A 20,708-nucleotide genomic window follows, 5' to 3' on the forward strand; every position below is an offset into this window, starting at 1 on the left:
GCAGGACCGGAACGCTGAGGTCCGAGCTGACGTCGCACCTCCCGTGACCGCGACCCTGCCTACCGACCTGCCTACCGGCCTGCCCTCAGACCTGCCAGCCGACGCGTCCCCGGCGAAGGTTCCCTCGACCGGGGGCGCCGCCAAGCCCGGCCGCTGGGTCGCGGTCGACCTGCTGCGCGGCGTCGCGATCGTGGCCGTGGTGCTCTACCACCTGGTGTGGGACCTCGGCCATTTCGGCGTGATCGAGCACTGGGCGCACACCCCGACCGGACGCTGGGTCGGTCACATCATCGCGGGCACCTTCCTGTTCCTGACCGGTTTCAGTCTGGTGCTCGCGCACCGGCGCCGAGTCGACCCACTGGGCTTCTGCCGGCGGCTCGGCAAGCTGTTGCTGTGCGCCTACGCGATCACGGCGGTGAGCCTGGTGGTGGCGCCCGACCTCGTGGTCACCTTCGGCATCCTGCACGACATCGCGCTCACCAGCGTGCTGCTGCTGCCCTTCCTGCGCGGCTCCCGCGCACTGGGCGTGGGGGTGGCGATCCTCGCGGCCGTCGCGCCGATGGTGGTGTCGATCGACTCGACCTCCCGCTGGGTGACCTGGACGGGCCTCACCCCGCAGCTGTCACCGAGTCTCGACGTGCAGCCCCTGCTGCCCGGTTTCGCCGTCTCGCTGGCCGGGCTGCTGCTCGCCCGCACGCTGCTGCAGGCACCGCGGGTCGGCACGGCGGTGCGCGACTGGCGACCGCGCGGCGCGGCCGCCCGACCGACAGCGGTACTGACCACCTGGGGACGGCACACGCTCGCGATCTACCTGGTGCACCAGCCGGTGATCTTCGGCGCACTGATCCTCGCGCGCTGGGGTGGCCTGATCGACTGACGGTGCCGAGCCCGGTGGCGCAGCCCCGAGGACCGATGGGTGGACCGGCCGCGCCGGGCCGAGGCGTCATCGCTACCATTGCCGACGTTCGACATCCTTTAACGATTCCGTCCTGTGAGGCGGCGAAGGAGGTCCTGACGCCGTCATGCGTCCTGACTCAGCAGGCTCCCCGGCCGGTTTCGGCACGGGTCGAGTGGTTCTCTCATCCAGTGACATTCAGCGCGCGCTGCGGCGGATCGCGCACGAGATCGTCGAGCACAACCGCGGTGTCGACGACCTGGTCGTGCTCGGCATCCCGGCCCGCGGCGCCGTGCTCGCGCAGCGGCTCGCCGAGGCGCTGCACCAGGTGGAAGGCACGCAGGTGCCGGTCGGCACGCTCGACGTGACGATGTACCGCGACGATCTGCGGCGCAACCCGGTGCGCACGGCCGCGGCCACGACGATTCCCGCCGACGGGGTCGACGACAAGGTCGTGGTGCTCGTCGACGACGTGCTGTACTCCGGACGCACCGTCCGGGCCGCGCTCGACGCGCTCGGAGACCTCGGCCGACCCCGTGCGGTGCGGCTGGCCGTGCTGGTCGACCGCGGCCACCGCGAACTGCCGATTCGGGCCGACCACGTGGGCAAGAACCTGCCGACCTCGAAGGCGGAGCGGGTGTACGTGCGGCTGAACGAGTTCGACGGTGTGGAGGACGAGGTGCGGATCAGCGCCGGTGCCGACGCCACCAACACCGAGCCGACCAACACCCAGCCCACCAACACCGAGCCCACCAACACCGAGCCCACCAACACCGAGCCCACCAACACCGAGCCCACGAACACCGACGGCAAGACCGCCGACACCACGGACGGGGGCGCCCGATGAAGCACCTGCTCTCCGCAGCCGACCTGTCCAAGGACCACGCGCTGGAGATCCTCGACACCGCCGAGCAGATGCACGACGTGCAGCACCGCGACGTGAAGAAGCTGCCCGCGCTGCGCGGACGCACGGTGGTCAACCTGTTCTTCGAGGACTCCACCCGCACCCGGTCGTCGTTCGAGATCGCCGGCAAGTGGCTGTCGGCCGACGTCATCAACGTCTCGGCGAAGGGCTCATCGGTGAGCAAGGGGGAGTCGCTGCGCGACACCGTGCTCACCGTCGCCTCGATGGGCGTCGACGGCCTGGTCATCCGCCACCACGCCAGCGGGGCCCCGGCACAGGTCGCCCGCTGGGTCGACGCCGCGGTCGTCAACGCGGGCGACGGCACCCACGAGCACCCCACCCAGGCACTGCTCGACGCCTACACGATGCGCCGCCGGCTCGGCGACCTCGCGGGCAAGCATGTCGCGATCGTCGGCGACCTCACCCACTCGCGCGTCGTGCGCAGCAACCTGCTCCTGCTGCACACCCTCGGTGCGCACATCACACTCGTCGCGCCGCCGACGCTCATGCCGAGCGGCATCGCCGATTGGGCTGCAGCAGAAGGGTTCTCGATCACCAACGAGTTCGACCCGGTGCTGCCGACGGTCGACGTCGCGATGATGCTGCGGGTGCAGAAGGAGCGGATGAGCGGCGGATACTTCCCGACGCCGCGCGAGTACACCGTCGGTTACGGGCTCACCCGTGACCGGCTGCGCAAACTTCCCGAACATGCCGTCATCTGCCACCCCGGCCCGATGAACCGCGGCCTCGAGATCGCGGCCGACGCCGCCGACGAGGCGCGCTCGGCGATCCTCGACCAGGTCTCGGCCGGCGTCGCGGTGCGGATGAGCGTGCTCTACCACCTGCTCGGAGGCAACGCGTGACCACGACGAACGACAACACCAATCAGACCTACCTGATCAGGGGCGCCGACATCGTCGGTGCGGGGCGCCACGACATGGTGCTGCAGGACGGCGTCATCACCCAGCTCGGCCAGGTCGACGCGCCGTCCGGTGCAGTCGTCGTCGACGCCGACGGGCTCGTCGCGCTGCCCGGACTGGTCGACCTGCACACCCACCTTCGCGAGCCCGGCCGGGAGGACGCCGAGACGGTCGCCACCGGGTCGGCCGCGGCCGCCGCGGGGGGCTTCACCGCGCTGCTCGCGATGGCCAACACCAACCCGGTCACCGACACCGCCGAGGCCGCCGAACACGTCTACGACCTGGGGCAGCGGGCCGGCCTGGTCGACGTGCACCCGGTCGGTGCCGTCACCAAGGGGCTGGCCGGCGAGGAACTCGCCGAACTCGGTCTGATGCACCGCAGCCGGGCGGCCGTGCGGGTGTTCTCCGACGACGGCAAGTGCGTGCACGACGCGCGGTTGATGCGCCGCGCACTGGAGTACGTGCGGGCCTTCGACGGCGTGATCTCCCAGCACTCCCAAGACCCGCGTCTGGCCGACGGCCAGGCCTGCTGCCACGAGGGCGAACTGTCCGGACGGCTCGGGCTGCCCGGCTGGCCGGTCGTGGCCGAAGAGGTCATCGTCGCGCGCGACGTCATGCTCGCCCGGCACACCGGGTCGCGGGTGCACGTCGCGCACGTGTCGACGGCCGGTTCGGTCGAGGTGATCCGCTGGGCCAAGGCCCAGGGCATCAAGGTGACCGCCGAGGTCACCCCGCACCACCTGATGCTCACCACCGACCTGCTCGCCGACTACGACCCGACCTTCAAGGTCAACCCGCCGCTGCGTCCCGACAAGCACGTGCGGGCGCTGCGCACGGCACTGGTCGACGGCACCATCGACGCGGTGGCCACCGACCACGCCCCGCACGCCCGCCACGACAAGGAGCACGCGTTCGCCGAAGCGGCGTTCGGCATGCTCGGTCTGGAGCAGGCGTTGCAGGTCGTCAACACGGTGTCGCGGGTCGACGACGGCCTCGACTGGGCCGCGGTCGCCGATCGCACCTCGGCCGCCCCGGCGCGCATCGCCGGCCTCGGCGACCAGGGACGTCCGTTGCAGGTGGGGGAGCCCGGCAACATCACCCTGTTCGACCCCGACGCGCGGGCCGTCGTCGACGCCGCCGCGTCCCATTCGCTGTCCCGCAACAACCCGTGGCACGGTCACACCCTGCGCGGACAGGTGGTCGCCACCTTCCTGCGCTCCCGTGCGACTGTCCTCGACGGAAAGGTCATCTCGTGAATTCGACTGTCGCTCAGGCGTCCTCGCAACCCCGTGGGTCGGCGCGACTGCGTCGTGAGCCCGCCGTGCTCGTGTTGGAGGACGGCACCACCTTCCACGGGGAGGCCTACGGCGCATCGGGCACCACCTTCGGCGAGGCGGTCTTCTCCACCGGCATGACCGGCTACCAGGAGACGCTCACCGACCCCAGCTACCACCGGCAGGTCGTCGTGATGACCGCGCCGCACGTCGGCAACACCGGTGTCAACGACGACGACGGCGAATCGCGTCGCATCTGGGTCAGCGGCTATGTGGTGCGCGACCCCGCGCTGCGTCCGTCGAACTGGCGCTCGCAGCGCACCCTCGAGGACGACCTGCGTGACCAGGGCGTCGTGGGCATCTGCGGCATCGACACGCGCGCGCTGACCCGGCACCTGCGTGAGCGGGGTGCGATGCGGGTCGGCATCTTCTCCGGCTCGGCCGCGGGCGCCGACGACCTGGTCGGCCAGGTCACCGGTCAGCCGGTGATGGCCGGTGCCGAACTCGCGTCGGAGGTGTCGACACCGCAGACCTACGTCGTGCCCGCCGAGGGCACCAAGCGCTTCACCGTGGCCGCGATCGACCTCGGCATCAAGGCGATGACCCCGCAGCTCATGGCCCAGCGCGGCATCGAGGTGCACGTGCTGCCGGCGACGGCCACCCTCGACGACGTGCGGGCGGTGTCTCCCGACGGCGTGTTCTTCTCCAACGGCCCGGGTGACCCGTCGACCGCCCCCCAGGTGGAGTTGCTGCAGGAGGTGCTGCGTGCGGGGCTGCCCTTCTTCGGCATCTGCTTCGGCAACCAACTGCTCGGGCGCGCGCTCGGGTTCGGCACCTACAAGCTGAAGTACGGCCACCGCGGCATCAACCAGCCGGTCATGGACCGCCGCACCGGCAAGGTCGAGATCACCGCCCACAACCACGGATTCGCCGTCGACGCCCCGCTCGAGGGCGACGTGCAGGCGCCCGCGGGCGCCGAGTTCGGACGCGTCCGTGTCTCGCACGTGTGCCTCAACGACGACGTCGTCGAGGGCCTGGAGTGCCTCGACCTGCCGGCCTTCTCGGTGCAGTACCACCCCGAGGCCGCGGCCGGCCCGCACGACGCCGCCTACCTGTTCGACCGGTTCGTCGAACTCCTCGAGAACAACTCCGGTTCAACCGCCGACCCGACTGCTGCAGAAGGAAACTGACAAGTGCCTCGTAACCCAGACATCAAGTCGGTGCTCGTCATCGGCTCGGGCCCGATCGTCATCGGCCAGGCCTGCGAGTTCGACTACTCCGGCACCCAGGCCTGCCGGGTGCTGCGCGAGGAGGGCCTGCGCGTCATCCTGGTCAACTCCAACCCGGCCACGATCATGACCGATCCGGAGTTCGCCGACGCCACCTACGTCGAGCCGATCACCCCCGACGTCATCGAGGCGATCATCGCCAAGGAGCGTCCCGACGCGGTGCTCGCCACCCTCGGCGGCCAGACCGCGCTCAACGCCGCGATCGCGCTGCACGAGCGGGGCACGCTGGAGAAGTACAACTGCCCGCTGATCGGCGCGAACGTCGAAGCGATCGAGCTCGGCGAGGACCGCGAACGGTTCAAGGGTGTCGTCGAGCGCTGCGGTGCCGAGTCGGCGAAGTCGAAGATCTGTCACTCGATGGACGAATGCCTCGACGCCGCAACCGAACTCGGTTACCCGGTCGTCGTCCGTCCGTCGTTCACCATGGGCGGGCTCGGCTCCGGTTTCGCCTACGACGAGGCCGACCTGCGCCGCATCGCCGGCGCCGGCCTGCAGTACAGCCCGACCACCGAGGTGCTCCTGGAGGAGTCGATCCTCGGCTGGAAGGAGTACGAGCTCGAGGTCATGCGCGACCACGCCGACAACGTGGTCGTGGTCTGCTCGATCGAGAACCTCGACCCGATGGGCGTGCACACCGGCGACTCGATCACCGTCGCCCCGGCCCTCACCCTCACCGACCGCGAGTACCAGCGGCTGCGCGACATCGGCATCGCGGTGATCCGCGAGGTCGGCGTCGACACCGGTGGTTGCAACATCCAGTTCGCGGTCAACCCCGAGAACGGCCGCATCGTCGTCATCGAGATGAACCCGCGGGTGTCTCGCTCGTCGGCCCTCGCCTCGAAGGCCACCGGCTTCCCGATCGCGAAGATCGCGGCCAAGATGGCGATCGGCTACACCCTCGACGAGGTGCCGAACGACATCACCCAGGAGACCCCGGCCAGCTTCGAGCCGACGCTCGACTACGTCGTGGTGAAGGTGCCGCGCTTCGCGTTCGAGAAGTTCCCGGCCGCTGACCCGACCCTGACCACGACGATGAAGTCGGTCGGTGAGGCGATGTCGATCGGCCGCAACTTCACCGAGGCGCTGCAGAAGGCGCTGCGCTCGATGGAGCGCAAGGGTGCGGCCTTCCATTGGCGCAAGGACATCGCGCCGACCCTCGAGGCCGGACGCGAGTTGCTGGAGCGGGCCAAGACCCCCACCGATGGACGCATCGTGCTGGTGCAGCAGGCGCTGCGCGCGGGCCTGTCGGTCGAGCAGGTGCACGACGCCACCGGTATCGACCCGTGGTTCCTCGACCAGATCCAGCTGATCAACGAGATCGCGCAGGAGGTGGCCGACGCCCCGCAGCTCACCCCCGAACTGCTGGTGCTCGCCAAGAAGCACGGCTTCTCCGACGCCCAGCTCGCCGAGCTCACCGGCACCCCCGAGGCCGTCGTCCGCGGTGTGCGGCACGCCCTCGGCGTGCGCCCGGTGTTCAAGACCGTCGACACCTGCGCGGCCGAATTCGCGGCACGCACGCCCTACCACTACTCCAGCTACGACCAGGAGACCGAGGTCGCTCCGCGCGAGAAGCCGGCCGTCATCATCCTGGGCTCCGGGCCGAACCGCATCGGGCAGGGCGTGGAGTTCGACTACTCCTGCGTGCACGCCTCGTTCGCGCTGCGCGACGCCGGTTTCGACACGGTGATGGTCAACTGCAACCCTGAGACCGTCTCCACCGACTACGACACCTCCAGTCGCCTCTACTTCGAGCCGTTGACCCTCGAGGACGTGCTCGAGGTCTTCCACGCCGAGAAGCAGGCCGGCCCGGTCGCGGGCGTGATCGTGCAGTTCGGTGGCCAGACCCCGCTCGGCCTCGCCGAGGCGCTCAAGGCCGAGGGGGTGCCGATCGTGGGCACCTCGCCCGAGGCGATCGACCTCGCCGAGGACCGCGGCGCGTTCGGCCGGGTGCTCGCCGAAGCCCAGTTGCCCGCGCCTAAGCACGGCACCGCGTACAGCTCGTCCGAAGCCGTCGAGGTGGCCCGCGGCATCGGCTACCCGGTGCTGGTGCGGCCGTCGTACGTGCTCGGTGGACGCGGCATGGAGATCGTCTACGACGACCAGACGCTCATCGAGTACGTCGACCGTGCGACCACCGCATCGCCGGAGCACCCCGTGCTGGTCGACCGGTTCCTCGACGACGCGATCGAGATCGACGTCGACGCGCTCTACGACGGCACCGACATGTACCTCGGCGGAATCATGGAGCACATCGAGGAGGCCGGCATTCACTCCGGCGACTCCGCGTGTGCGCTGCCGCCGGTGACGCTCGGCGCCGAGGAGATCGAGCGGGTGCGCGAGTCGACCCGCCGCCTCGCCGAGGGCATCGGGGTGCGCGGTCTGATGAACGTGCAGTTCGCGCTCGCCCAGGACATCCTCTACGTGCTCGAGGCCAACCCGCGCGCCAGCCGCACCGTGCCCTTCGTCGCGAAGGCCACCGGGGTGCCGCTGGCCAAGGCGGCCGCCCGGGTGATGCTCGGTGCGTCGATCGCCTCGCTGCGCGAGGAGGGCCTGCTGCCCGCCGTCGGCGACGGTTCGACCCTCCCGGCCGACGCGCCGATCTCGGTGAAGGAGGCGGTGTTGCCGTTCAAGCGGTTCCGCACCCGCGAGGGCGAGGTCGTCGACAGCCTGCTCGGCCCGGAGATGCGCTCCACCGGTGAGGTGATGGGCATCGACACCGACTTCGGTTCGGCGTTCGCCAAGAGCCAGCTCGGTGCATACGGCGGACTGCCCACCGGCGGCACCGTGTTCGTCTCTGCGGCCAACCGGGACAAGCGCGCGATGATCTTCCCGGTGAAGCGGCTCGCCGACCTCGGGTTCACCATCCTGGCCACCGAGGGCACTGCAGAAGTGCTGCGGCGCAACGGAATTCCTTCCGAGGTCGTGCGCAAGCACAGCCTCGGCCGCGGCACCGAGGGTGAACCGACAATCGTCGACCGCATCCTCGCCGGCGAGGTCGACATGGTGTTCAACAGCCCCTCGGGCAGCGGCGCGCGGGCCGACGGCTACGCGATCCGGGCGGCCACCACGAGTATCGACCGGCCCATCGTCACGACCGTGCAGGAGCTCGGCGCGGCGGTGCAGGGCATCGAAGCGCTGCAGACGGGGGAGATCCGGGTGAAGCCGCTGCAGGCGCACGCCCGCGACCTCGACCTGTACGGCCGCAAGTCGGCGAGCTCGTCCGACGCCTCGGAAACCGTCGGTGCTGGTCACCAGCAGGGCTGAGGTCATCGCGACCCGGCGGGTCGGTGCCTTCCGGCACCTCTCGCTGGTCGCAGCCGACATCGCCGACATCGCCAAGCCGGGACAGTTCGTCTCGGCGGCCGTCGGCGGTGCCGCGTCCGCGCTGGTGGGTCGGCGCACCCTGCCGATCGCGAACGCCTCGCCGAGCGGCACGTACGGCGGCACCCTGGAGGTGCTCGTCGACTCCGACGGTGACGCCGGGATGCGTTGGCTCGCCGAGCGACGAGCCCACGACGAGGTCGACCTGATCGGCCCGATCGGTCGGCCGTTCCCGCTGCCGGCGAGCGCGGTCGACGCGATCGTCGTGGGCGTCGGTGCCAGCGCGGCGTGCCTGAGCTGGTTGTCCGAACAGTTGCGCGACCGCGGGTGCCGCATCGACCTGGTGCTCGGCGGCAGCGACGACCGGCACCTCGTCGGCGTCGTCGAAGCCCGGCGCATCGTCGGCAATGTGTCGGTGGTCGTGCCGACCGACGTCGGCGAACTGCCGACCCAGCTGGCCGGGGCCGTGCGGCACCTGCTGCGCACGGGCGACGCATCCGTCGTCTACGCCGCCGGCCGGGCGGTGCACCTCGCCGCGGTGGCCGAGGTGGCGCACCCGTACGGCGTCGTCGTGCAGTGTCAGATCGACGAGGAAATGCCCTGTGGCACAGGCCTGTGCGGCAGTTGCGAGGTGCCGGTTCAGACGCCGTCGGGCGCCCGGCACACCATCCGCTGCTGCACCGAGGGCGCGGTGCTGCGCGCCGACCGGGTGCGTTGGCCGCTCTACCTGCAGGACCTCGGATGAGTCTGCCGACCTTGCCCCGCGGGGCCACGCCGCGCGACCCGCTCGCCGTCGACGTGGGCGGGCTGCGTCTGGACAGCCCGGTGCTCGGTGCCTCCGGGTGCGTCGGTTTCGGACGCGAGCTCGCCCGCCTGGGTGTCGCCGGTGACCTCGCCGGGTTCGTCACCCCGTCGATGACCGCCACCACCCGTCCGGCGGCCCGCCGTGGGGTGTTGCGGGAGTCGGCCAGCGGGTTGCTGGCTCCCACCGATCGCCCCTCGCTCGGGGTCGACCGGCTGCGTCCGGCCGCCCTGCCGTGGGACGCCGAGCAGGTGCCGCAGGTGATCGTGTCGATCGCGGGCACCACGATCGGCGAGTACGCCGAGGTCGCGCAGGGTCTGCGCCGCAACACCCTGATGCGCAAGGTGGCCGCGGTCGAGATCAACCTCGCCTGCCCCGACGCCAAGAACTCCGACAAACTGTTCTCGCACGACGAGTTCCAGGCCACCAAGGCGGTCGCGCGGGTGCGCGAGGAACTCCCGCGCTCGATGCCCCTGTTCGCCAAGCTCAGCGCCGACGTCACCGACATCACCGAGGTCGCCCGAGGCTGCGTGAAGGCCGGCGCCACCGCGATCGTCGTGGGCAGCCCGCTGCGGGCCATCGGCCGCCCGACCGGCCAGAACCTCCGGGCCGATGTCGGCGCACCGGACGGCGGACTCTCCGGCCCGGCGATCCTGCCGATCACCCTGCGGGCGATCTGGGATCTTCGCGCCGCGGTGCGTTCCGGACGGCTCGCGCCGGTGCACCTGGTGGCGGTCGGGGGAGTGGCGGGGGCTGCCGACACGCTCGCCGCGTTCGCCGTCGGCGCCACGGCCGTGCAGCTCGGCACGGCCCTGCTGCACGACCCGTCGAGTCCGCGAAAACTGGTCGATGGTTTGCGAGCGCACCTGTCGGACAACGGAATCGAAAGCTTCCTCGACATCGTCGGGGCTGCCCACGAAGGATGAGGGGACTGCCATGACCGATGCGACGACCGCTGCCACCGAGGGATTCGGCGCGCGACTGAGCGCCGCGATGGACGAGCACGGCCCGCTGTGCGTCGGCATCGACCCGCACGCGCAGTTGCTGCGCGACTGGGGGCTGCCGGTCGACGCGTCCGGTCTGCGCGAGTTCGCGCTGCGGTGCGTGGAGGCGTTCGGCGGGCAGGTCGCCGTGGTCAAGCCCCAGTCGGCGTTCTTCGAGCAGTTCGGCTCGCGCGGGGTCGCGGTCTTGGAGGAGACCCTCGACGGGCTCCGTGATGCCGGCACCCTCACCCTGCTCGATGTGAAGCGCGGCGATGTCGGCAGCACCATGGCCGGATACGCCGCCGCGCACCTCGGCCCCGATGCGCCGGTGCACGCCGATGCGATCACGGTGAGTCCGTTCCTCGGCTTCGGCAGCCTCGCTCCCGCGCTCGACCTGGCCCAGGACGTCGGCGCCGGCTTGTTCGTGCTGGCCCTCACCAGCAACCCCGAGGGCCACGAGGTGCAGCACGCCGTCCGCCCCGACGGGCGCACCGTCGCCCGGTCGATCGTCGACGCGGTCGCCGAACTCAACGCCGATACCCCGACCGACCAACGCGTCGGCGACATCGGGCTGGTCGTCGGAGCGACCACGGGTGCCGCCATCGCCGAACTCGACCTGGCCGAGGCGCTCGCCGCCTGCCGTGGCCCCCTGCTCGCCCCAGGTGTCGGTGCCCAAGGCGGCACCGTCGAGGACATCGCGGATGCCTTCGGGGCCGCCGCCCGGCAGGTGTTGCCGTCCGCTTCACGGTCGGTGCTGGGCGCCGGACCGGACACTTCGGCGTTGCGGAAGGCATTGCAGGCAACCGCGGCCCACGCTGCCCGTGTGCTCGGCTAGTGTCTGACCGACGCCCCCGGCGTCCGCCGTGGCGAAGATGTCGAAGATGTCGAAGATGTGGTGAGCACCCGACCGTGGCCAAGGAGATCGCAACGTGGCACTTCCCGAGTTGACGCCCGAGCAGCGTGCGCAGGCGCTCGAGAAGGCCGCCGAGGCCAGGCGCAAGCGGGCCGCGGTGAAGAACCGGTTGAAGAACTCGCAGGGTTCGCTCAAGGAGGTCATCGACTCGGGGCGCACCGACGAGACCATCGGCAAGATGAAGGTCTCGGCGTTGCTGGAGTCGATGCCCGGTGTCGGCAAGGTGCGGGCGCAGCAGATCATGGACGAGATCGGCATCGCCGCCACCCGGCGGGTGCGCGGTCTCGGCAACCACCAGGTCGCCGCCCTGCTGGAGCGTTTCGAGCAGCGTTGATGTCGCAGTCCGAGCAGCCCGCAGCCCCGAACAACGGGCCGGGCGCCGCCCCGTTGTTCGTCCTCGCCGGCCCGACCGCGGTCGGCAAGGGCACCGTCGCCGCCCACATCCGCGAGCACTACCCGAAGGTGTGGTTGTCGGTGTCGGCCACCACCCGTCCGCCGCGCCCGGGTGAGGTCGACGGCGTCCACTACCACTTCGTCAGTCAGGCCGAGTTCGACGCGATGGCCGCCGACGGCGACCTGCTCGAGTACGCCGTGGTGCACGGTCGGGCGAGCTACGGCACCCCCCGCAAACCGGTGCTCGACGCGATCGCGGCCGGCCGACTGCCGTTGTTGGAGATCGACCTGCAGGGCGCCCGCCAGGTGCGTGAGCGGATGCCCGACGCGTTCTTCGTCTTCCTCGCCCCGCCCAGCTGGGACGAACTGGTGCACCGCCTCATCGGACGCGGCACCGAGAGCGCCGAGGAACAAGCCGTCCGGTTGGAGACGGCGCGGGCCGAACTCGCCGCACAGATGGAGTTCGACGCGACGATCGTCAACGAGGATGTTGGGGTTGCCGCCGCCGAACTCGTAGACTTGATGGAGCGGCACGCGTCTGCCGCTGGTTAGCACACCCCCGAAACGGAAACGAGAGCTTCTTCGTGTCTGGCACCAAGGCTGCCCCCGAGGGCATCACCAACCCGCCGATCGACGACCTGCTGCAGGTCGCCGACTCCAAGTACGCACTGGTCATCCTGGGCGCCAAGCGCGCCCGCCAGATCAACGCGTACTACTCGCAGTTGTCCGAGGGACTGCTGGAGTACGTCGGTCCGCTCGTCGACAGCCAGATCAACGACAAGCCGCTGTCGATCTCGCTGCGCGAGCTCAACGAGGGGCTGCTCGACGTCGACAAGGTCGAGGGCTGAGGGTTCCCCGACTTCCATGAAGGTCGTCCTCGGGGTCGGCGGTGGCATCGCCGCCTACAAGGCATGCACGCTGCTGCGCCGGTTCACCGAATCGGGTCATGACGTCACCGTCGTGCCCACCGCGTCGGCACTGAAGTTCGTCGGTGCACCCACCTGGTCGGCGCTGTCCGGAAAGCCGGTCAGCGACCAGGTGTGGGACGACGTGCACCAGGTGCCGCACGTGCGCATCGGCCAGCAGGCCGACCTCGTCGTCGTCGCCCCCGCGACCGCCGACCTGATCGCCAAGGCCGCCCACGGCCTCGCCGACGATCTGCTCACCAACACGCTGCTCACCGCGCGCTGCCCGGTGGTGCTCGCGCCCGCGATGCACACCGAGATGTGGACGCATCCGGCAACGACCGCGAACGTCGCCACTTTGCGCGAGCGGGGCATCGACGTCCTCGAACCCGCCTCCGGGCGCCTCACCGGCGCCGACACCGGCCCGGGCCGGCTGCCCGAGCCGGAGGACATCTTCGAGCACTGCCGCCGCTACCTGGAGTCGGTGACCGAGGGACCGTTGGTCGGTCGGCACGTCGTGATCAGCGCCGGCGGCACCCGCGAGCCGCTCGACCCGGTGCGCTACCTCGGCAACCGGTCGTCGGGCAAGCAGGGTTACGCGCTCGCCGCGTCCGCCGCCCGACGTGGCGCCCGCGTCACGCTGGTGTCCAGCGCGTCGCTGCCGGTGCCCGGCGGTGTCGAACTGGTGCCGATCGAGACCGCGCTCGACCTGCAGCGCGAAATGAACGCCCGCGCCGGCGACGCCGACGTGATCGTCATGGCCGCTGCGGTGGCCGACTTCCGACCGGCCGAGGTCGGCGCCACCAAGATCAAGAAGAAGTTCGGTGCCGGCGACCCCGAGGCGCCCACCGTCGAACTCGTGCGCAACCCCGACATCCTCGCCGGGCTCGTCGAAGCCCGGGGCGAGGCGCGGCGTCCGTACATCGTGGGGTTCGCCGCCGAGACCGGCGACGCCGACGGGGACGTGCTGCACCACGCGAGCGCCAAGCTCGAACGCAAGAAGTGCGACCTGTTGGTCGCCAACGAGGTGGGCGCCGGGGTGACCTTCGGCCAAGACTCCAGCACCGTCCACCTGCTGCGGCCGGGCCGTGAGCCGGTCACGGTCGGCCCCGCAGACAAGAACGTGATCTCCGACACGGTGTGGGACGCCGTCCAGGAGGAACTGCTCTGACCCGTACACTCGGGGGCGGTCCTGACCGGACCACCGAACACACCCTGTTCCTACGTCGCCCGGCCACGTCCGGACGCGGGTCGGGTGGCAAGCCAGCAGCCGCTGCAACGAAGGAGATAACCAGGTGGCACGCCTTTTCACGTCCGAGTCGGTGACCGAGGGACACCCGGACAAGATCTGTGACCAGATCAGCGACTCGATCCTGGACGCGATGCTCGCGCAGGACCCGGGCTCCCGTGTCGCGGTCGAGACCATGGTGACCACCGGTCTCGTGCACGTCGCCGGCGAGGTGCGCACCGACAGCTACGTGCCGATCGCCAAGCTGGTGCGCGACACCATCGTCGAGGTCGGCTACGACAGCTCGCTCAAGGGCTTCGACGGCCACTCCTGCGGCGTCTCGATCTCCATCGGTGAGCAGTCGGCCGACATCGCCCAGGGTGTCGACCAGGCGCACGAGCACCGTGCCGAGGGCGGCACCGAGGCGCTCGACGCACAGGGCGCCGGCGACCAGGGCCTCATGTTCGGCTACGCGTGCGACGACACCGCCGAGTTGATGCCGCTGCCGATCTTCCTCGCGCACCGCCTGTCGGAGCGCCTCACCACGGTGCGCAAGAACGGCGAGCTCGCCTACCTGCGCCCCGACGGCAAGACCCAGGTCACCATCGCCTACGACGGCGACAAGGCCGTGCGGCTCGACACCGTCGTGCTGTCGACGCAGCACTCCGAGGACATCTCGCTGAGCGGCATGCTCGAGCCCGACATCGACCAGCACGTCATCAAGCCGGTGCTGCAGGAGCTCGCCGACTCGGGCAACTCGCTCGACTTCAGCAACTACCGCAAGCTGATCAACCCCACCGGCAAGTTCGTCATCGGTGGTCCGATGGGCGACGCCGGCCTCACCGGCCGCAAGATCATCGTCGACACCTACGGCGGCATGGCCCGTCACGGTGGCGGCGCCTTCTCGGGCAAGGACCCGTCGAAGGTCGACCGCTCGGCCGCCTACGCGATGCGCTGGGTTGCCAAGAACGTCGTCGCCGCGGGCCTGGCCAAGCGCTGCGAGGTGCAGGTCGCCTACGCGATCGGCAAGGCGCAGCCGGTGGGTCTGTACGTCGAGACCTTCGGCACCGAGACCGTGCCGGCCGACAAGATCCAGGCAGCGATCAGCTCGGTCTTCGACCTGCGTCCGGCCGCGATCGTCGAGCAGCTCGACCTGCTGCGTCCGATCTACAAGCCGACCGCCGCGTACGGCCACTTCGGCCGCACCAAGGCCGACGGTGTCGACAACCCGTTCACCTGGGAGCAGACCAACCGCGTGGAGCAACTGCAGGCCGCAGCGAAGTAGTTCCGCCCGCGATCGAGGCCCGTGCACTGAGCTGACAGTGCACGGGCCTCGTCGTTTCCGGGGCCCGGGGTAGTGCAAACCGCGGGCTATGGAGCGCGGTTTGCACTACGTGGTGCGGCCGAACCGCGGTTTGCAACACATCGCTTCGATGGAATGGTCCACAGCCGTCCGGGGCGACCACGCCGTCTGTCGTGACCGACTGGTAGAACCTCACGTGTGAGTGAGCACCCGGCGACCGCGGAGCAGTTGGAGCTGCTGCACGCGTCGGCGCGCCCGAAGAAGGCTGCCGAGGCGACCGAGGCCGCCACCGACCCGGTGGCGGTCGTGCTGCTCGACCTCGGTCTGGCGCATCTCGATCGCACCTTCGAATACGCGGTGCCCGCAGACCTCGACGCCGCCGCACAGCCCGGCGTCCGCGTGAAAGTGCGTTTCGGGCCGCAGGATGTCACCGGCTATCTCCTCGAGCGTCGCGCCGAGGCCGAACACGTCGGCAAACTGTCGCCGCTGCGCAAGGTCGTGTCGGACGAACCCGTGCTCACCCCGCAGATCCTGCGGCTGTGCCAGCACGTCGCGGCCGACCAGGCGGGTTCGGTGGCCGACGTCGTGCGGCTCGCGGTGCCGCCCCGGCACGCCCGAGCCGAGTCGGCCCTCGCCGCCGAGGCCGCCGTGCCGTGGACACCCGCCCCCGAACCGAGCGCGGCCTGGGCGCGTTACCCGGCCGGCCCGGCGCTGCTGCGCCGCATCGCCGACGGCGAGGGCCCCGCGGCGTCGTGGCTCGCCCTGCCGAGCGTCGAGGAGACGCTCGACTGGCCGCGCGCCCTCGCCGATGCCACCCACACCTGCCTCGCGGCCAAGCGCGGGGTGATCATCACCGTGCCCGACCACCGCGACGTCGAACGGGTCGCCCGGCAACTCGACGACCTCATCGGCAAGGACGCCTACGTGCGACTCACCGCCGACCAGGGCCCGCAGGCGCGATACACCGCGTGGTTGAAGGTGCTGCGCGGGCAGGTGCGCTGCGTGCTCGGCAACCGTGCCGCCGCGTTCGCGCCGGTGCACGACCTCGGGCTGATGCTCTGCTGGGACGACGGCGACAACCTGCTCACCGAACCCCGCGCTCCCTACCCGACGACCCGCGACGTGCTGTGGCGGCGCCACCTCGACTGCGGTGCGGCGCTGGTGCTCGGTGGTTTCGCGCGTTCGGTGGCGGTGCAGCAGTGGCTGGTCGAAGGACGCGTGCGTGCGGTGGAGACCCGTCCGGTGCGTGCGCTGCTGCCGCGCATCGCGGTGGCCGGCGACGACCGCGATGTCGCACGTCATGGTCCTGCGGCGGCGAGGGCGCGGCTGCCGGTCACGGCGTGGCAGGCCGCGCACGAAGGGCTGAAGTCGGGGCCGGTGCTCATCCAGGTGCCCCGGCGCGGGTACGTGCCGCGGCTGCGCTGCGCCGAGTGCGGGCACGGCGCGGAGTGTGCCACCTGCCATGGACCGGTGCAGCTCACCGGAGTCGATGATGCGCCGCACTGCGCGTGGTGCGACACGGTGGCGCGGCCCTTCGGCTGCCCGGAGTGCGAGGGCACCCGTCTGCGCGCCTCGGTGATCGGTGCCCGGCGCACCGCCGAGGAGTTGGGACGCGCGTTCCCCGGTGTGCCGGTGATCCGGTCGGGTGCAGGGCAGGTGCGCGACGACGTGCCCGCCGAGCCCGCCCTGGTGATCGCCACCCCCGGCGCCGAACCCGTTGCCATCGAAGGCTATTCGGCGGTGCTGTTGCTCGATGCGTGGGCGATGCTTGATCGCCCGTCGCTGCAGAGCAACGAGCAGGCGCTGCGCCAGTGGCTGGCGGCGGCGGCGCTCTGCCGGCCCGCGTCTGCCGGCGGCGTCGTCGTGCTGGCGGGCGCCGAAGCCACCAACCCGGTGGTGCAGACCGTCGTGCGATGGGCCCCAGCGGCGATGGCCGAGACCGAACTCGCGCAGCGCGCCGCCCTCGACCTGCCTCCGACGAGGTGGACGGCGACCCTCACCGGCAGTGCCGACAGCGTCGAGGCGGCCGCGGCGTCGATGCCCGAGTGGTTGGAGCGCTTCGGTCCGGCGCCGGTGACGCAGGGTGCGCCGGTCGGGTCTGCCGCGTCTGCCGCCTCCGGCGAGTCCTTGCCGCCCGAACGACAAGTACGTCTGTTGCTGCGCGCGCCGTTGCAACGATCGCGCGAGGCGGCGGCCGAGGTGTCGGCGCTGCGGGTGCGGCGCAGCCTGCGCAAGGCGAAGGACACACTCGCGGTGCGGGTCGACCTCGACGGATCCACCCTCTGACGGGCCGCGGCGGCGTCGACGCGGGCGTTTTCGTCGCGTCGCCGTCGGGCGATACGGTTTCGGACATGGATCTGGATGTCGACCTCGACGACGAGCGGTTCGCCCCCGCACCGGCTGATGCAGTGGTCTTCGACCTCGGCAACGTACTCATCCGGTGGGTGCCGCAGGACGCCGTCGCCGCCGTGCTCGGTGCGCAGAAGGCGCGCGAGTTCGTCGAGCATCCCGAGTTCGACTTCGCGGCCTGGAATCTGCGCAACGACGCGGGTCGGTCGATCGCGGACGCGTTGGCGTTCGTGCGCGAGCAGCACCCCGAGCTCGAGGGGTCGGCGCAGGCGTATGTCGACAACTTCGAGGCGGCGCTGAGCCCCATCGAGGAGTCGGTGGCCGTGCTGCGGGAACTCGACGAGGCCGGCGTTCCGCTGGTCGCGCTCACGAACTGGTCGGCCGAACTCTTCCAGAAGGCCGTCGACCGCTACGACTTCCTCGATGTGTTCGAGGACATCGTCGTCTCCGGCGAGGAGGGCGTGGTCAAGCCCGACCCGGAGATCTGGGAGGTGCTCGCCGAACGCACCGAGCACATCGGCGGACTTGAAGACTTCCTGTTCATCGACGACTCGATCGCCAACATCCAGTCGGCCGTCGAGGCGGGTCTCGACGCGATCCAGTTCACCGGACCGCAAGACCTGCGGGCCGACCTCATCGCCCGCGGTTACAACCTCAAGCCGGTCGCGTGAGCAGGTTCGTCGAGCGCTCGGCCCGGTCGCTGCACACGGGGGAGTGACCATGCGCGTTGTGTTCGCCGGCACCCCCGAGCCCGCCGTCCCGTCGTTGGAGGCGTTGCTCGCCTCTCGGCACGAGGTGGTCGGTGTCGTCACCCGTCCCGACGCACCCGCCGGTCGCGGCCGCACGCTGCGTCCGTCGCCGGTGAAGGAGGTGGCGCTGCGGGAGGGCCTGCCGGTCGCCACCCCGAGGCATCCGCGCGACGACGACTTCCAGCAGTGGCTGCGTTCGCTGACACCCGACGTCTGCCCGGTGGTGGCGTACGGCGCCCTGGTGCCGCGTCCGGTGCTGGACATTCCGGTGCACGGCTGGGTCAACCTGCACTTCTCGCTGTTGCCGGCGTGGCGAGGTGCGGCGCCGGTGCAGCACGCGCTGCTGCACGGTGACGACGTCACCGGCGCGACGACCTTCCTGTTGGAGGAAGGCATGGACACCGGGCCGGTGCTCGGCACGATGACCGAGCAGGTGCGTCCGCGCGACACCGCCGGTGACCTGCTCACCCGCCTGGCCGGCGCCGGCGCCGGCCTGCTCGTCGCCACCCTCGACGCGCTGGACGACGGCACGATCACGCCGGTCGCGCAGCCGTCGGAGGGCATCTCGATGGCGCCGAAGATCACCGTCGACGATGCCCGAATCCGTTGGCACGAGCCGGCATTCGCAGTGAACCGCCGGGTGCGCGCGTGCACGCCCGCGCCGGGCGCGTGGACGATGTTCCGCGGCGCCCGGTTGAAGGTGGCCGAGGCCACCCCGGTCGACGCCGAAGTGGCGGTCGACGGCCTGGATGCGGGACAGTTGCGGGTCACCAAGAAGCAGGTCTTCGTCGGCACCGGTGCCGGTGTGGTCGAGCTCGGCGTGGTGCAGCCACACGGGAAGAAGGCCGTGGCGGCGGCTGACTGGGCGCGCGGCGCCCGCATCGAGGAAGGCGAGGGCCTGGAATGAGCGACCGACCGAATCACGGAGCGGACGGCTCGGACCCCGGCGACTCCGGGTATCGCAACGCCCGCGGACGGCAGCGGCCTGATGCGCGCCGCACCTCCGATCGCGCGCGGTCGGCGCAGGCACCGTCGCAGCGGCGGCGCACCGGCGACCCGACGCGTCGGATCGCCTGGGAGGTGCTGCGCGACGTGCACGAGAACGGCGCCTACGCCAACCTGGCACTGCCGAAGGCGTTGCGGCACAAGCGGATCGATGGTCGCGATGCCGCCTTCGCGAGCGAGCTCGTCTACGGCACGCTGCGCATGCGGGGGTTCTACGACAAGGTGATCGAACATGCGGCGGGACGCGGCGCCGCTCAGATCGACCCACCGGTGCTCGACACCATCCGGCTCGGCGCCCACCAGTTGCTCGCGATGCGGGTGCCGTCGCATGCGGCGGCTTCCGAGACGGTCGCGCTCGCGCGCGAGGTGAACGGCGCGGGAGCGGCGGGCTTCACCAACGCGGTGCTGCGCCGCATCAGCGAACGCACCCGCGAGGAGTGGGTCGCGCAGGTCACTGCCGGACGGCAGCCGCTCGATGCGCTGGCGGTCGAGCACTCGCACCCCGAGTGGGTCGTCCGCGCGCTGCGTGGTGCGTTGATCGGTTCGGGCGTCGCCGATGCCGAGTCGGCCGATTCCGAACTCGGTCGGTTGTTGGCAGCCGACAACGACCCGGCCGACGTGACCTTGGTGGCTCGGCCCCACTTGGCAACGGTGGAAGAACTCGTCGACGCCGGCGCGGTCGCCTCGACGCTCTCCCCGTTCGCGGCTCGGTTGTCCGGCGGAGACCCGGGCGCGATCCGTGCGGTGCGCGAGACCCGCGCGGCCGTGCAGGACGAGGGGTCGCAGTTGTTGGCGATCGCGCTCGCGTCGGTGCCGGTCGACGGCGACCAGCAGGAGTGGCTCGACCTGTGTGCCGGGCCGGGCGGTAAGGCAGCGCTGCTGGCTTGCCTTGCGGCAGAACAGGATTCGGTGCTCTTCGCCAACGAGGCGAGCGAGCACCGCACCGAGTTGGTGCGCCGCACGATGGACGCCGCGCTGCGCTCGGGCATCGAGGTGATGATCGGCACCGGCGACGGCCGCGACCTCGGCCGCGAGGAGCCGAACACCTACGACAAGGTGCTGGTCGACGCGCCGTGCACCGGTCTCGGTGCGCTGCGGCGCCGTCCGGAGGCTCGTTGGCGCAAGACCGCCGCCGATGTGCCGCCGTTGGCGACCCTCCAGGGCGAGCTTCTCGACTCGGCGATCGCGGCGACCCGTCCGGGCGGTGTCATCGGGTACGCGACCTGTAGTCCGCACACCGCGGAAACGGCTGCGGTGGTGGCCGACGCGCTGAAGCGCCACCCCGAGGTGGTGCAGGAGGACGCCCGTCCGTACTTCAAGGACGCCTCCGGCAAACAGATCGCCGATCTGGGCGACGGGCCGGCGGTGCAGCTGTGGCCGCACCTGCACGACACCGACGCGATGTTCTTCGCCTTGCTGCGCAAGACCGACAACTGACCCGAGCCATTCGAGACCCGAGGACACCGAAAACCATT

General features: G+C 70.9%; 18 protein-coding genes. All 18 read left to right on the top strand.

Features of this window, described 5'->3' with window-relative positions; all coding sequences use genetic code 11:
- Positions 1–43: 43 nt before the first annotated feature.
- The 18 genes from DFJ65_RS09920 (at position 44) to DFJ65_RS10005 (ending at position 20,670) form a co-directional block, all read left to right on the top strand.
- Positions 44–877 (top strand): acetyltransferase domain-containing protein, encoded by an 834-nt coding sequence (locus DFJ65_RS09920; protein WP_170144056.1) that lies wholly within the window; start codon positions 44–46, stop codon positions 875–877.
- Positions 878–1,022: 145 nt separating this feature from the next.
- Positions 1,023–1,742 carry a bifunctional pyr operon transcriptional regulator/uracil phosphoribosyltransferase PyrR gene (pyrR, locus tag DFJ65_RS09925; protein ID WP_115922884.1) on the top strand — a complete coding sequence of 240 codons (720 nt, stop codon included), beginning with the start codon at positions 1,023–1,025 and terminating at the stop codon, positions 1,740–1,742.
- A complete protein-coding gene (locus DFJ65_RS09930) occupies positions 1,739–2,662 on the top strand; it encodes an aspartate carbamoyltransferase catalytic subunit (RefSeq protein ID WP_115922885.1) in 924 nt (307 codons plus the stop codon). The genes pyrR and DFJ65_RS09930 overlap by 4 nt, the downstream gene beginning before the upstream one ends.
- Positions 2,659–3,975: a dihydroorotase gene (locus DFJ65_RS09935; RefSeq protein WP_115922886.1), complete on the top strand. Its 1,317-nt coding sequence runs from the start codon at positions 2,659–2,661 to the stop codon at positions 3,973–3,975. Before DFJ65_RS09930 ends, DFJ65_RS09935 begins: the two co-directional genes overlap by 4 nt.
- A complete protein-coding gene (carA, locus tag DFJ65_RS09940; protein WP_425452978.1) occupies positions 3,972–5,183 on the top strand; it encodes a glutamine-hydrolyzing carbamoyl-phosphate synthase small subunit in 1,212 nt (403 codons plus the stop codon). The genes DFJ65_RS09935 and carA overlap by 4 nt, the downstream gene beginning before the upstream one ends.
- A gap of 3 nt (positions 5,184–5,186) precedes the next feature.
- A complete protein-coding gene (carB, locus tag DFJ65_RS09945) occupies positions 5,187–8,546 on the top strand; it encodes a carbamoyl-phosphate synthase large subunit (RefSeq protein ID WP_115922887.1) in 3,360 nt (1,119 codons plus the stop codon).
- Entirely contained in the window at positions 8,524–9,348 is an 825-nt protein-coding gene (locus DFJ65_RS09950) for an iron-sulfur cluster-binding protein (protein ID WP_245950164.1), read from the top strand. The genes carB and DFJ65_RS09950 overlap by 23 nt, the downstream gene beginning before the upstream one ends.
- A complete protein-coding gene (locus tag DFJ65_RS09955) occupies positions 9,345–10,331 on the top strand; it encodes a beta/alpha barrel domain-containing protein (protein ID WP_115922888.1) in 987 nt (328 codons plus the stop codon). The genes DFJ65_RS09950 and DFJ65_RS09955 overlap by 4 nt, the downstream gene beginning before the upstream one ends.
- 10 nt (positions 10,332–10,341) lie before the next feature.
- Positions 10,342–11,223 (top strand): orotidine-5'-phosphate decarboxylase, encoded by an 882-nt coding sequence (gene pyrF, locus DFJ65_RS09960; RefSeq protein WP_115922889.1) that lies wholly within the window; start codon positions 10,342–10,344, stop codon positions 11,221–11,223.
- Between the two features lie 94 nt (positions 11,224–11,317).
- Entirely contained in the window at positions 11,318–11,635 is a 318-nt protein-coding gene (gene mihF / locus DFJ65_RS09965) for an integration host factor, actinobacterial type (protein ID WP_115922890.1), read from the top strand.
- On the top strand, positions 11,635–12,246 hold the full coding sequence (gene gmk / locus DFJ65_RS09970; RefSeq protein ID WP_115922891.1) for a guanylate kinase: 612 nt from the start codon (positions 11,635–11,637) through the stop codon (positions 12,244–12,246). The genes mihF and gmk overlap by 1 nt, the downstream gene beginning before the upstream one ends.
- 32 nt (positions 12,247–12,278) lie before the next feature.
- The gene (gene rpoZ / locus DFJ65_RS09975; protein ID WP_115922892.1) at positions 12,279–12,542 is read left to right on the top strand and encodes a DNA-directed RNA polymerase subunit omega; all 264 of its coding nucleotides are present in this window, start codon (positions 12,279–12,281) and stop codon (positions 12,540–12,542) included.
- 16 nt (positions 12,543–12,558) lie between these two features.
- Positions 12,559–13,770: a bifunctional phosphopantothenoylcysteine decarboxylase/phosphopantothenate--cysteine ligase CoaBC gene (coaBC, locus tag DFJ65_RS09980; RefSeq protein WP_115922893.1), complete on the top strand. Its 1,212-nt coding sequence runs from the start codon at positions 12,559–12,561 to the stop codon at positions 13,768–13,770.
- 124 nt (positions 13,771–13,894) lie between these two features.
- On the top strand, positions 13,895–15,112 hold the full coding sequence (gene metK, locus DFJ65_RS09985) for a methionine adenosyltransferase (RefSeq protein WP_115922894.1): 1,218 nt from the start codon (positions 13,895–13,897) through the stop codon (positions 15,110–15,112).
- A gap of 216 nt (positions 15,113–15,328) precedes the next feature.
- Positions 15,329–17,416, top strand: coding sequence for a primosomal protein N' family DNA-binding protein (locus DFJ65_RS09990; RefSeq protein ID WP_170144057.1), 2,088 nt, complete (start codon positions 15,329–15,331; stop codon positions 17,414–17,416).
- Positions 17,417–17,481: 65 nt separating this feature from the next.
- Complete coding sequence (locus DFJ65_RS09995) at positions 17,482–18,150, top strand: HAD family hydrolase (protein WP_115922895.1); 669 nt, start codon at positions 17,482–17,484, stop codon at positions 18,148–18,150.
- Between the two features lie 49 nt (positions 18,151–18,199).
- Positions 18,200–19,135: a methionyl-tRNA formyltransferase gene (gene fmt / locus DFJ65_RS10000; protein WP_115924235.1), complete on the top strand. Its 936-nt coding sequence runs from the start codon at positions 18,200–18,202 to the stop codon at positions 19,133–19,135.
- Entirely contained in the window at positions 19,132–20,670 is a 1,539-nt protein-coding gene (locus DFJ65_RS10005; protein WP_115922896.1) for an RsmB/NOP family class I SAM-dependent RNA methyltransferase, read from the top strand. The genes fmt and DFJ65_RS10005 overlap by 4 nt, the downstream gene beginning before the upstream one ends.
- Positions 20,671–20,708: the final 38 nt, after the last annotated feature.

Origin of the sequence: Calidifontibacter indicus (assembly GCF_003386865.1) — a bacterium.
GTDB lineage: Bacteria > Actinomycetota > Actinomycetes > Actinomycetales > Dermatophilaceae > Yimella > Yimella indica.

Bases quoted from the DNA above. Each gene is read 5' to 3' on its own strand.
- gmk (WP_115922891.1), top strand. From the start codon at position 11,635: ATGTCGCAGTCCGAGCAGCCCGCAGCCCCGAACAACGGGCCGGGCGCC.
- pyrR (WP_115922884.1), top strand. From the start codon at position 1,023: ATGCGTCCTGACTCAGCAGGCTCCCCGGCCGGTTTCGGCACGGGTCGA.
- DFJ65_RS09995 (WP_115922895.1), top strand. From the start codon at position 17,482: ATGGATCTGGATGTCGACCTCGACGACGAGCGGTTCGCCCCCGCACCG.
- DFJ65_RS09930 (WP_115922885.1), top strand. From the start codon at position 1,739: ATGAAGCACCTGCTCTCCGCAGCCGACCTGTCCAAGGACCACGCGCTG.
- coaBC (WP_115922893.1), top strand. From the start codon at position 12,559: ATGAAGGTCGTCCTCGGGGTCGGCGGTGGCATCGCCGCCTACAAGGCA.
- DFJ65_RS09955 (WP_115922888.1), top strand. From the start codon at position 9,345: ATGAGTCTGCCGACCTTGCCCCGCGGGGCCACGCCGCGCGACCCGCTC.
- pyrF (WP_115922889.1), top strand. From the start codon at position 10,342: ATGACCGATGCGACGACCGCTGCCACCGAGGGATTCGGCGCGCGACTG.
- fmt (WP_115924235.1), top strand. From the start codon at position 18,200: ATGCGCGTTGTGTTCGCCGGCACCCCCGAGCCCGCCGTCCCGTCGTTG.
- DFJ65_RS10005 (WP_115922896.1), top strand. From the start codon at position 19,132: ATGAGCGACCGACCGAATCACGGAGCGGACGGCTCGGACCCCGGCGAC.